The sequence below is a fragment of the Oscillatoria sp. HE19RPO genome (assembly GCF_024220515.1).
In the GTDB taxonomy this organism is placed as follows: domain Bacteria; phylum Cyanobacteriota; class Cyanobacteriia; order Cyanobacteriales; family Laspinemataceae; genus Laspinema.
Map to the genome: position 1 here is coordinate 1 of NZ_JAMXOT010000106.1, position 12700 is coordinate 12700.

A 12700-nucleotide genomic window follows, 5' to 3' on the forward strand; every position below is an offset into this window, starting at 1 on the left:
CAATGCTTGCGCCCTCCGTCGGGCGCAAGCATTGCGCCCCTACATGAACGTTTGGAGGATTTATATTTTGCAATCCCCTTATTAAATTGCTGAAAGAGCGCTCCCTTAAAATTCTTTCAGCAATTTCATTTGAATATTAGGGGGAACTTTAACAACTTTGAGATACCCAGATTAATTTTATCACAGTATTATATACTATGGTTTATTTATAATAATCAACCGGATAGGGAGACCATGAAAAATGAATAACCTCGAACAAATAAATATTAAGCCTGTTGAAATTGTTGATTGCCTGAAAAAAGAAGTTAGCCTAAAAGATATATACAAAAAAATATTATATCAACGAATTATCGAGCGCACCGCTCGCGAGCGGGGTATCACCGTGACCCCCGAGGAAATCCAAGCTGAAAGTGACCGATTTCGCGCTGAAAACCGGCTAGAAAAAGCCGCAGATACCTTGGCATGGCTAGAAGACAGCATGATTTCCCCCGAGGAGTGGGAGGCGGGGATTCGCGATCGTCTCCTGGCCAAAAAACTCTCTCAAGCTCTGTTTGAAAAAGAAGCCGAAAAGTCTTTCATCGAAAACAGAGTAGACTTTGAGCGAATATTACTCTATCAAATTATTGTTCCCTACGAAAAAGTTGCTCGGGAACTTTTTTATCAAATTGAAGAACAAGAAATCAGTTTTTATGAAGCCGCACGCCTCTATGATATTGATGAGCGGCGGCGGCTCAGGTGTGGATATGAAGGAAAGATTTTGCGTTCAACATTAAAGCCAGACATAGCTGCCATTGTAACTAGAGGCAATGTTGGAGAGGTCACTGGACCGATCCAAAGCGAGCAAGGATATCATCTATTTTTAGTAGAAGAATTTATCCCCGCTGAATTAACCCCAGAGCGTCGTCAAAGCCTGATCGCTAAACTATTTAAAGAATGGTTGGAAAAAGAGGTAATTTATTTCATCCATAATCAAGGAGAACAACCCGATTCAACAAAAAATGATGGGATCATAAGGCCAGATTGATTCCCGAGAAACTGAAGCGGATTGGGTACAAGCTGGCTAGACATTTTGGAACCCAGATTGATATCAAGTCTGGTTAATCAGTTACGAAAAGAAATTATCACCAGGGAGTTCCCTAAAATAAAATATTCTCTTTAATACCGTAAGGACAGGGCATTGCCCTGTCCTTGCATTTGAATGCCGAACTTTTTTTCGGGAACAGGATTTACGTCATCTGTAACATTCAGCCCTTTAGGTTGATGCGAGCGCGCGAATCGCCTCAACCTAAAGGGGTTTGCTCTCCAAAAATTCGTAAATCCTGTGGAAATCAAATCCCTAAACAAACACAAACGAGTCTTCCGCCAAAACCTCTTGAGGGGTGACCCCAACCAAGAGAGCAATCAGGTCATCATTAAACGAAATTAAGGTACTTCCTCCGGGGGATAAGTCAAAGGAATAACCGGCGGGTGCGCTGCCGTTAATCTGGAGTTTATCCTTGCCGGGATTAAAATCAGTAATGATAGCCAGATCAGACTGGCCGCCGGTACTGTAGAAGACAGTCTCCTGATTTCCCAGGATAAATGTGTTATTCCCGGCCCAGGGGTGACTCGGTGGCAACCCGGAGAGGTCGCCGGTTAACCAATCTATCTCAAAGAGTCCTCCTGTAGCGCCAGCACCCTGGATGACATCATTGCCCAGGCCACCAATGATGGTATCATTGCCGATATCCCCGATCGCGGTATCATTACCAGCTTGACCTTGGATCAGGTCATTGCCGCCCCCGCCATTAATAGAGCTATTGCCGCCGTATAGTATGGTATCGCTAAAGCTGGCTTGAATGGTATCATTCCCCTCTGCGCCATAGAGGGTGTTATTGCCACCGGGGACCCCAGCAAAGTTGCGATCATCCCCATAGATAATGTCGTTACCACTACCTCCCCTGATGTAATCATTGCCCTGAATTCCTACTAGGACATTCTCCCCAGAGCTGGCAATAATTGTATCATCACCCTGTTGTCCGAAGGCAACATCATCCCCTGCGCCGGTCAATAATCTGTTATTTCCCAGTCCACCTTGAAGCACATCATCGCCGCTGCCAGCGATGAGGATGTCCTCACCTGAACCGGCGATTAAGGTGTCATTCCCGGTACTGCCGGTTAAAACATCGTCCCCCGGTCCACCCAAGAGCAGATTATTACCTCTACTACCAAAGAGGCGATCGTCTCCGGCTCTGCCTTCTAAGGTATCATTGTCACTACCGCCCTGGATGTAGTCGTCGCCACCGGCACCTATGATGTAATTATTGCCTCCTTGACCGAAGATTCTATAATCGTTATTGTCTGCACCGGGAAGGGTTGATACATCAATGACATCATCCTCTGATGTTCCGTTGATGAGCGTCGGTGCAGTTGTGCTGAGGACATCATCGAAGTTGGGAATGTCCCGATCTACCCGGTCATCAATAATATTGTTATCAAAAAAAGAGTTTTGAAACCGTTCCATATTGACCTCCAAAAATTATTCTTTAATGCTTTCTTGATTAAGATTTTAAAGTACAGTCAGCCCACCATGTTGCCATTTTGACAGGTAAATTTTTGCTGTTTAGATTTGATTGCATTCAAATGATTAATCTCTCTTTAACTAAAATTTTTGCAAGCAGAAATGACTACTAAGAGTTAGTTTAGTAGTCTGATAACTTAGGGCTGTTAGAAGAGGATATTGTTGGGCGATATTAAAAGATGAAAATGCTAAATCTTAAAGACCTTAATGATTCTATCTCTTCTATCTCTTCTATTCTTTGATTTTTTGACTTCTTCTTTTGAAAATAGGCCCCGTCAACCCACCGAAGACGATTAGAGCCAAAAGAATTGAAGGTTCCGGCGCTTTGACCGTGACCTCGGTATTTTTGACTTCCAGTAACGAAAGATGCAGGGGGCGATCGAAACTGCGCTGAAATCCACCCGTTACAAACAAGCTGCCCTCTTCGTGATTCAGTCCGGGTTGATCGTAGATTGCAAAAGCATTCGCATCATAGAAATGGAAAGAGTCAGTCTTTTCAAAATAAAACGGCATTCCCCCCTCATAGGCTCCAGTATCTAAATGACCGGATACTGAGAAAGAGTCTAAGATACTGGCATTGGTAAAGTCTGCCTCGTTGCTGCCTAACAACAGGAAAGAGATGTTGGCCGAGGCCGTGGAACGCTCACCTTCGGGATTATCAATTCCAGCGAACAGGTTAAATGAAGTATCAAAATTAAATGAGAAGGTTTCAGCGGGATTAACAAAAAAGTTTCCGACTAATTTGGCTTCACTTTGTGCGATTCCTCGATACTCCTGACCTGTACCACCCGCTTGGCTGACAGTGTTATTGTATCCAAAGGCAGAAAATTCAGTTAAAAATAAGGCATCTGCTAGGGATTGGGAAAAAACCGAACCCGTTCCATAGTCTATACTCACAGTGGAGGAGTCATTGCCGGTGGAATTCCAGTTAGAACCGTAAATGGTCGTAGTTAAGGTTTGGGTTTTGACGAAGGTAGAAGCTGAGTAAGGGTTATGACTAAAGCCATCCAAGAACGCTGATGCTTCGGAAAAGGCAAACGTTGCACCCACAGCCGGGGCAGTTCCGATCGCAGTTGTGGCTAGAAAAGGTGCGATCGCCAACAGCCAGCGCTTTGTGAGTCCGGGTTTAAATCTTTGGTTAATCTTTTCATTTTTTGGGTTGAACATCACTTATTTCCCTCCTGTCACGCCATGTTGATTGATTCCACCCTAGCTCGAACACTCACACCAACCCTGCCATTTTGGCAAGTTTTTAATGACGAAAGCCCGGTTTAAACAAAGCTTTAAAATGCAACCGTGAATTTATTGAAATTTTATATAAACTTTTTGTAAAGTCTAGTCAGTTTAAGTATAATCACGCAGGCAAAAAACAGGATATATGAACTTTAGTAAAGTCTCGGCTACGTCTTTAACTGGAGCTTTTAACGCCACTGGCGATCGCACCAGGGAGAACAGCCGTACAAAATTACATCAAATCCGTCTAACTTTAGGATAAAGGGTGCGGAGCGCGATCGGCTTCGCTAGTCATGTCTGACAACCGGGCTTGAGCACAACCAATTTTTTTAAACCAAATTTTGGATCATTTCTCAGTTATACTTTAAGCCCTAACTTGCGTCTGCGTCAGGGTTTTTTCCAAATAAAGAGGGTGGGCATTGCCCACCCTACAACAATCACGGACTAACTTCTCGATGGTTCGGGAATGCTAATGTCAATTGAAGTTACCGTGCTATCGGGTGTGAGACTACTTAAGGGAGGGTTAATCTCCATCGGATTCCCTACCACTAAGGTGACTAACTGATCCGGGTTTAAGTATTTCTGTGCCACGCGCTGCACATCTTCAATGGTGGTTTCTTCGACTCCGCGTCGATATTGGAAGATAAAATCCTCGGGATATCCATAATATTCATATCGCATTAACCGAGAGAGGGTTTGACTCGGGTCGGCGAAATTGAAGATGAAGGAATTGAGAGTGGTATCTTTAGCATACTGTAACTCTTCAGGGGTAATCGGTTCGGTGCGAATCCGTTCGATTTCGCGAAAGACAGACTGGATAAACGGCACCGTTGCCTCCGATCGCGTTTGACCCCCGGCGATAAACATCCCTGGATAATCATAGCGGGGACTCCAGACGCCATAGACAGAATAGGCTAATCCTTCGCGCGATCGCACCTGATTAAATAACCGTCCGCCAAATCCATTCAGTACCCCATTCAAAACCGACAACGCCGGATAATCTGGATTATCTAACTCCCCACCCAAATGACCAATTTGAATCGTACTTTGGGTTAGTTGAGGGCGTTCAACCAAAAAGACTCCCCCTTTTTGAGCTTGAGCAGTTGGGGATAAATCCGGTATATTTTGACTCAGGGTTTTGTCGGGTTTCCAGTCGCCAAATTCCTGCTCAATTAACCCTCGCATTTCAGCGGTTTCAAAATCGCCGACAATGCCCAAAATGATGTTATTGGGATGGAAATAGCGCTGGTAAAATTCGACCACATCGGACCGAGAAATATTGCCCAGGGTTTCATATTCAATCGTCCGAGCATAGGGGCTATTTTCCCCATAAATCAGCTTTTGGAATTCCCGAGAGGCGATCGCACTGGGGGAATCATTCCGACGGGCGATCCCCCCAGCTTGTTGGCTTTTCGCTAACTCAATTTGCTCCGGAGCAAATGCCGGAGTTCTGAGCACTTCCGCAAACAGTCCAAACACCTCATCCAAATCCTGACTTAAGGCATTAAAACTAACCGATGCCGAAGTAGTATCGACGCTCGTTTCCACAGAAGCAGCGCGACGTTCCAGCAACTCATTTAATTCATTCGGGGAATGTAACGTGGTTCCCCCGGTGCGTAAGACTTGACCGAGAATTTGTCCCAGTCCAGTTTCAGGAGCAGGTTCCCAGCGATCGCCGGTGCGAATTAAAGCAGTCCCCGAGACTAACGGCAGTTCCCGGTCCTGCATCAAATACACCACCATGCCATTCTCTAGCTCAAAGCGCTCAAATGGGGGTAACACAATTTCCGGAGGCGGTCCAAACTCCAAATCGGTATAATGTTGCGCCGATTGTGCCGTGACACTCACCGCATTAAACAGCAACCACATTAGCGGCAAAACCAACAGCACAATCCAATATTTTCGGGGTCTATTCTTAGATGTAACCATTCTCTGACTCATTACGATTCTTCCTCTGGCAGCAGCAGTCCCACGGTCCGATTTTCGGGACGGAATGTGGCACGAGAGACGCGCAGAATGTCTTTCGGCGTCACCGCAGCAATTTGCTCTAATTCTTGAAATAAGTTGCGCCAATCGCCGGTTTTAACTTGATATTCCACCAACAAACTGGCCATGCCTTGATTAGAAGCCAGCGATCGCAACACTCCGGCTCGGGCTTGGGTTTTAACCCGCTCTAACTCCTCTGTGGACACTTCCTCCACCGTCAGCAGATTGATTTGTTCTTGCAATCCAGCCGCCACTTCTTCCACCGTATGACCTGGCGCAGTCAGGCCATAAAACAGCATTAAATTCTCATACTTTTCTCCGGGGAATCCATTCAAACCCTGAGCAGTCAAGGCAACTTGCTGTTCTTCTACGAGGGATTTGTAGAGGCGAGAAGTCCGACCGGAACTGAGAATTTGAGCAATCAATTCATAGACAACATTATCGGGATGATCGATACCGGGACGGTGATATCCTTCTAAATACCAAGGTTCAGAGGGAAACCGGACGACAACCTGTCTGGGTTCCGTTTGGGGAGGCTCAGTTGTGTCCACCTTTGGCGGTGTCGGACCCGCTTTGTAGCGCCCAAAATAAGTCTGCGCCAATTGCCGGACATTCTCCGGGTCCACATCTCCAACAACAGCGATGGTCAAATTGTTGGGAACGTAATAAGTCTCAAAAAACTCCTGGACATCCTCACGTCGGAGATTGACTAAATCCTCGGGATAGCCAATCACAGGTTGGCGATAGGGATGCTCCACAAAGGCAGTCTGGAGAAATTCCTCAATCATTTTGCCAATGGGGGAGTTATCCGTGCGCATTCTTCTCTCTTCGAGAATCACCTGCTTTTCGCGATAAAATTCGCGAAAGACGGGTTCGAGGAAACGCTCAGACTCTAGGGACATCCAGAGTTCTACCTTATTAGAAGGAAAGCTGTAGAAATAGCGAGTGGCATCAGCAGACGTGGTAGCATTGAGTCCAACACCTCCGGATTGTTCGACAATTTGACCCAATTCGTTCTGGACCACTAACTCAGCGGCAGCAGCCTCGGTTTTCTCAAATTCAGTTTGTAACCGTTGAGCTTCGGCAGTTTTTCCAGCGGCGGTGGCGGTTCGAATTTGAGCAGAGAGGCGATCGAGTTGTTCGAGGAGCTCTTTTTCAGCTTGATAGTTTCGGGTCCCAATCCGCTGAGTCCCTTTAAAGGCTAAATGCTCTAAAAAGTGGGCAACGCCGGTTTTGCCTTCCGGTTCGTTTGCACCGCCCACATCGGCGTATGTTAGAAATGAAACAACCGGGGCGGTATGTCGTTCTAAAACGATAAACTTGAGTCCATTATCGAGGGTAAACTCGCTAACTTTCTCGGCAACCCGGTCTAAGTAAGGCTGGATTGACTGAGTTGTAGCGGGGGAAACTTGCTCTCGTCCCAGTGCCGGGTTTGATGAAATCCCGGACCAGAGGAGAAGCGTGACCAAAAGGGCGATCATGAAGTGTCGGGAGTGGGACCAGTTCCCAGTCCAGCGGGGTTTTCCCCATTTTGCGATCGCCATCCGAAACCTAGAGATTGACATAGCCAATAAAAAAAAGCGGTGATTTTGATTCATCAGTCTGGAAGTGACCCCTCCATTGAGGGTCAGCCATTTTAAGTGATGCAAGGGCGGTTATTCCTCTGTTTGATTCGGGTTCGTTGAGTCCTCCTGGGTTAGAAAAAAACGCTATTGATGTGATTTCCCACAGCACTATTTTCTACTATTAACGATGAATATATTTACTCGCTCCCAACCTGCTGAAATCGATACGCGCACGCGGATTTTAAATGCGGCGCAGCGGTTATTTGCCCAAAAGGGTTACAACGGCACCACCACCAAGGACCTCGCTCAAGCGGCCAGTGTAGCTGAAGGAACCCTATTCCGTCATTTTGCCAATAAAAAAGCAATTTTGGTGGAGTTGGCAACCCAGGGATGGATTGAAATCCTCACGGATCTGCTCACGGAACTCAGCGAAATGGGCAGTTATCAGGCGGTGGCGCAAGTGATGCGCAGGCGGATGTTGAATATTCACAAGAATGCGGATTTAATGCGGGTTTGCTTCCTGGAGGCTCAGTTTCACCCGGAGTTACGCGATCGCATTCAAGCCGAGGTGATTTCCAAAATGACCGATGTCGCTGAGGCATTCTTTGAAACTGCAATGGAACGCGGCATTTATCGTCCCATGAATCCTCGCCTAGTGGCTCATGTGTTTCTGGGAATGTTTGCTGTAGCAGGTTTCAGCCAACAAACCCTCCTGGAAAATGATTCTTCTCCCAAAGCGATGCAGGAAATGGCAGAAGGATTGGCGGATATTTTCCTACATGGAGTCTTAGCGCCACCCCAAAACGAGTAATCCTTCATCCTTCATCCCTCATCCTTCATCCTTCATCCCTTCACAAGGGTCCGCGCCTGTTGAATCCATCGCGTCACTTCATCCACAGAGGGACAAAGGTCCCGGCGTTGGAGATTGGCCACTTGGACCCTTAAAAGTTGTTGGTGTAATCGGTGGATGGGTAAGTCCGCCAGTTGGGCGATCGAGGCAATTCCGGCGTGGAGCAATAATCCACAATATTCACAGCCGACTGTTGGAATTGAGGCCAATTCAGCCATTGCCACCCATTTATTCACATATTGAAGATGGATGCCTAATTCCTTGGCGATCGCCTGTCGTTGCTCAGATGTTTTCCCCCGACGCAACAGTTCCCGGGTGGTAGTAATCCCGCCATTTTCCAGGAGATTTTGGTCCTGGGAACTGACCCCAGGTAATTGGGCGATCGGCCAGTTACTCGGTTTGAAGGGGCGCACTGACCCCGATTTAGATGCATTCATGGGTTGGATGGGATAAATACTCCTCATTTAACTAGGGTAACCGTTCTCCATGTTCAACGTCCCGACTTCAGTCGTTCTCTTTGTTTGTAGTAACGACTTCAGTCGTTCTCCTCGTTTGTAGTAACGACTTGCTGTCGTTCTCCAAGTTCGTAGTAACGACTTGCTGTCGTACTCCAAGTTCGTAGTAACGACTTGCTGTCGTACTCTTAGTTCGTAGTAACGACTTCAGTCGTACTCTTCGTTTGTAGTAACGACTTCAGTCGTACTCTTCGTTTGTAGTAGAGATTTGGCAGCGATCGCCACCAGGATCGAAAGTTTAAACCCCTCCTGATGATCGCGACACCGGAAGAAACGACTGAAGTCGGGACGTTGAACGGGGGATAACGACTGAAGTCGGGACGTTGAACGGGGGATAACGACTGAAGTCGGGACGTTGAACGGGGGATAACGACTGAAGTCGGGACGTTGAACGAAGAGGATAACGACTGAAGTCGGGACGTTGAACGAAGAGGGGAACGACTGAAGTCGGGACGTTGAACGAAGAGGGGAACGACTGAAGTCGGGACGTTGAACGAAGAGGGGAACGACTGAAGTCGGGACGTTGAACTAAGAGAATGAGCTTAGGGGGACTTTGGTTTGAAATCTCCCTATGATGGATGATCAAACCCAGATTGATCGCAAAGCGCAATTATCCCTCATGCAAATGTCCACTCCTGCAACCTCCCTGACAACGGCCCTACATCAGCGCCGCCAAAAGCTGGCAAATGAAGTTGCTTTTCCCGTGATTTTGTGGTCGGGAAGTCCCTGTTCCCGCAATTTTCCCGCCAATGTCTACCCCTTTCGCCCCAGTAGTCATTTCTTATATTTTGCCGGAGTCTCCCTAGAAAATGCAGCAATTCGTCTGGAAGGGGGCAGATTGGAACTGTTTATGGATGATCCCCATCCCGGTAGTACCCTTTGGCATGGAGAAATGCCAACTAGATCGCAGGTTGCTGAGGAGATCGCCGCAGATGAGGCATTTCCCCTCTCGGAGTTAAAATCTCGTAGCCAAAATGCTGCAACCGTTGCGGCAACAGATTTGAAGACGCGGATGGAACAGTTGGATATCCTAGATCGCCCGGTGGGATTGTTTACGGATCAAGGGTATCCCACGGTTGCTCGCGATCGGGAATTGGCCCGGGCGATCGCTCAATTACGGCTAATCCACGATGAATCCGCCATTCGTGAACTGTTACAAGCGGCTGCCTGTACTGTCCAGGCGCATCTGGTGGGAATGATGTCCACTCGACGCGCTCAAACCGAAGCAATGGTCCGGGGTGCAATGGAAGGGGCGATTATGGCCCAGAATTTTACCTGTGCTTATAACAGTATTGTCACGGTTGAAGGCCAAGTCTTGCATAATCAGCATTACCATAACCTGTTACAGCCAGGAGATTTGCTATTAGTGGATGTGGGTGCAGAAACAGGCACAGGTTGGGCCGCAGATGTCACCCGCACCTGGCCGGTTTCGGGGCAGTTTTCCCCCACCCAACGGGATCTCTATGATGTGGTTTTGGCGGCCCATGACCGCTGCATTGAGCAGGTGGGTCCTGGGGTTGAATATAGGGACATTCATCAAGTGGCAGCGGTGGCGATCGCTGAAGGATTGGTGGAGTTAGGAATTCTGCGTGGCAATCCCGAGGATTTGGTGGAAATGGACGCCCATGCTTTATTTTTTCCGCATGGGGTGGGACATCTCCTGGGATTGGATGTTCATGATATGGAAGATTTGGGAGATATTGCCGGATATCAGGAAGGTCGCGATCGCAGCGATCGCTTTGGATTATGTTACCTGCGTCTGAACCGGACTCTGCAACCGGGAATGCTAGTCACCATTGAGCCTGGATTTTATCAAGTCCCCGCTATTTTAAACGACCCCCAACGGCGTGAGCAATATAATGAGGTCGTTAACTGGGATAAATTAGCCCAGTTTCACGATGTCCGAGGCATCCGCATTGAGGATGATGTCATGGTTACCCAAGAGGGTCGGGAAGTCTTTACCGCTGCCTTGCCGGTGCAAGCTCAGAAAATCGAGCAGATTGTTCGGGGTTGAGTCTCACTTATCTGAGGTGAACTGGCGGGTCACAGTTTGTGACCCGCTGCCTCATGAAGCGATCGCTTTGATGTTCCCCATCACCCTCTGATACCAAATCCGGTTGTTAAAAGTCGGTTTTCGCTTTTAGCCCGCGCAGGCACCGCTTCGTCCGCAAGTGCCCTGGGCTTTCCTAGCGGAACGCTCATAGAACAGCCTGCGGGTTTTTACAGACCTTTGACAACCGGATTCCGTATGAGCCTTACCTCTTGAAAAACTAGCGTTCCGAACGCTCTTCCCGACTGCCCCGATGATGATCGCATTCTTTCTGATCGTTCTCCTTACAATCGGAATTCGCCTCTGTAGTTGGACGCTCCTCGTATGGTCTGGTCACAGGGACTGACATCGCGTGAATATCCGGCCCAGGTAGTCCAGGCGCAAAATATAGCTGGATGGGCAGCAAAAACGGGGCCAGATTCAATCGGAAATGTGCAAAGTTGACTGTTAGCATTAGCTGATCCGAAACTCTTCTGATTTCATTAGTCTATAAAACAGGGGAAATTTTCGCACGTAAAAATTGCTTTGTATCCGGGCTTCAACCTTGCGGAAATTGGCAATAAAACCTTTAAGTTGTTATAGTACAGCGAGTTAGCAAGTTTTCATAAAAATTTGCTAACTCGCTGTACTATATGTCAACTTGGTCATTTTTAGATATGGGGTTTAACCCATCATGGGCAAGAGCAATCAGGGATATTAACCTCCGGTTTTGGTAGGAGGATTGCTTGGGCTTAAACCTGGAGGTTTTCTCCTCACTAGAGTCCCCAAAGGACCCGAGCAGACCCTTTGGGACCTGCTCCAAAGATTTTTCTTCCTATACCATAAAATAGGAAAAAGTGCAGATTTCTCCCAGATTTTTATCAATTTCAATTAGATACTGCGGCATCGATACCAGCCGCACTCCATTGTCAAAAATTTTCCGGTTTTAGTTCGCCCTCGATTGCTGACCCGGATGGGGTGAGACTCATTCGTGTCAATCACTCCATCTGTTTTATCCCCTCTCAATGGGGACCAGAGATACTCTATGTTTTGAGGTTTTTCAAGTCTAATCTCTATCCCAGGATAGATTTTTTTATTTCCTGCTTCCCTGTTTTTTAAGTGAATTATGTGGCAGATGCTTCCCATATTGATTCTCTTTTTCTCCGGTTTTTCACCAGCAAGCCGTTGACAGAGTAAACCAATGCTCCCCTGCACTTTTCTAACATCAGGCTCGCTTAAGTGAAATCACTTAAATATTTATTGTCTACCCGGTAATTTTATGTTCAAATCAGCCAAACGACTCAATAGAAATCAGCCATTTGGCTGATTTTGAGCAAATATACTTAAGCCAACTTTAAAGTTGTAGCTACATCATCCTCCCATTGTCAAGAAGGCATCTGTTCCACCTGAGATACCACAGAGAGATAAACTCGTCCCGCTTCGGTTTGCAGGAGGCGATCGGCTTCTTCTTTACTAAACGGATCTCCCAGGACATCCTCGAAACCGATACCCGGAGATGCCGGTTGGGTCATGGGGGTGGATGATTTGAATTTTGTATTTAACGTCAACAGGAAAACGGGTGGCTCTGTAGATTTTTCCCGATTCCTGGGGGGTAGAACATTTTTAAAAACTTGCATTTACCCCTAGAGGGTTACTTTAGTCTAGATCGGGGATTTCTGTCGTCTCTCTGTAGAGAGAAGCTGCCGGGAAAAGACTCCGGCGATCGCCTGCTTTTGATTCAAAATTGCCTGGATTTGAATGGTTGAGGTGGGGTGGTCTTGCCCGGTTAATATTCCTAATTCCCGATCGGGAAGAGAATTCTGTAAGGGAACTCCAAAAAATAAAACCTTCAAAAAACCCGCAGGCTCAAGCCTGGAGCTACACGGACAAAGCGGTGCCTGCGCGGGCTAAAAGAGCCTTGTTAGGTGCGATCGCATCAAAGCAAGGATGATTTATTTGTTG

The 12700-nt window shown here is 47.1% G+C and carries 10 protein-coding genes; 3 read left to right on the top strand and 7 right to left on the bottom strand.

Translation table 11 applies throughout. From position 1 onward, the window contains the following. The first annotated feature begins 241 nt into the window (after positions 1 to 241). Positions 242 to 1024: a peptidylprolyl isomerase gene (locus tag NG833_RS10620; RefSeq protein WP_254565263.1), complete on the top strand. Its 783-nt coding sequence runs from the start codon at positions 242 to 244 to the stop codon at positions 1022 to 1024. 312 nt (positions 1025 to 1336) lie between these two features. Here NG833_RS10620 and NG833_RS10625 read toward each other — a convergent pair whose 3' ends face one another. From NG833_RS10625 to NG833_RS10640, 4 genes are all read right to left on the bottom strand, one after another. Next, positions 1337 to 2503, bottom strand: coding sequence for a calcium-binding protein (locus NG833_RS10625; protein ID WP_254565264.1), 1167 nt, complete (start codon positions 2501 to 2503; stop codon positions 1337 to 1339). 288 nt (positions 2504 to 2791) lie between these two features. Further along, positions 2792 to 3727, bottom strand: coding sequence for a hypothetical protein (locus NG833_RS10630; RefSeq protein WP_254565265.1), 936 nt, complete (start codon positions 3725 to 3727; stop codon positions 2792 to 2794). Between the two features lie 510 nt (positions 3728 to 4237). Continuing rightward, positions 4238 to 5722 carry a M16 family metallopeptidase gene (locus NG833_RS10635; RefSeq protein ID WP_375293900.1) on the bottom strand — a complete coding sequence of 495 codons (1485 nt, stop codon included), beginning with the start codon at positions 5720 to 5722 and terminating at the stop codon, positions 4238 to 4240. 11 nt (positions 5723 to 5733) lie between these two features. Then, positions 5734 to 7260: a pitrilysin family protein gene (locus NG833_RS10640; RefSeq protein ID WP_254565271.1), complete on the bottom strand. Its 1527-nt coding sequence runs from the start codon at positions 7258 to 7260 to the stop codon at positions 5734 to 5736. Between the two features lie 271 nt (positions 7261 to 7531). Here NG833_RS10640 and NG833_RS10645 point away from each other — a divergent pair, with 271 nt between their 5' ends. Beyond that, positions 7532 to 8155 (top strand): TetR/AcrR family transcriptional regulator, encoded by a 624-nt coding sequence (locus NG833_RS10645; RefSeq protein ID WP_254565266.1) that lies wholly within the window; start codon positions 7532 to 7534, stop codon positions 8153 to 8155. Between the two features lie 32 nt (positions 8156 to 8187). Here the strand turns inward: NG833_RS10645 and NG833_RS10650 are convergent, their stop codons facing one another. Next, positions 8188 to 8631 (bottom strand): DUF4332 domain-containing protein, encoded by a 444-nt coding sequence (locus tag NG833_RS10650; RefSeq protein ID WP_254565267.1) that lies wholly within the window; start codon positions 8629 to 8631, stop codon positions 8188 to 8190. Between the two features lie 697 nt (positions 8632 to 9328). On the opposite strand from NG833_RS10650, the gene NG833_RS10655 reads away from it, so the two are divergent. Continuing rightward, complete coding sequence (locus NG833_RS10655; protein ID WP_254565272.1) at positions 9329 to 10723, top strand: aminopeptidase P family protein; 1395 nt, start codon at positions 9329 to 9331, stop codon at positions 10721 to 10723. A 1400-nt stretch (positions 10724 to 12123) separates the two neighbouring features. On the opposite strand, the gene NG833_RS10660 is transcribed toward NG833_RS10655, so the two are convergent. Beyond that, positions 12124 to 12270: a hypothetical protein gene (locus NG833_RS10660; RefSeq protein WP_254565268.1), complete on the bottom strand. Its 147-nt coding sequence runs from the start codon at positions 12268 to 12270 to the stop codon at positions 12124 to 12126. Positions 12271 to 12399: 129 nt separating this feature from the next. Then, complete coding sequence (locus tag NG833_RS10665; RefSeq protein ID WP_254565269.1) at positions 12400 to 12591, bottom strand: hypothetical protein; 192 nt, start codon at positions 12589 to 12591, stop codon at positions 12400 to 12402. Positions 12592 to 12700 lie beyond the last annotated feature (109 nt).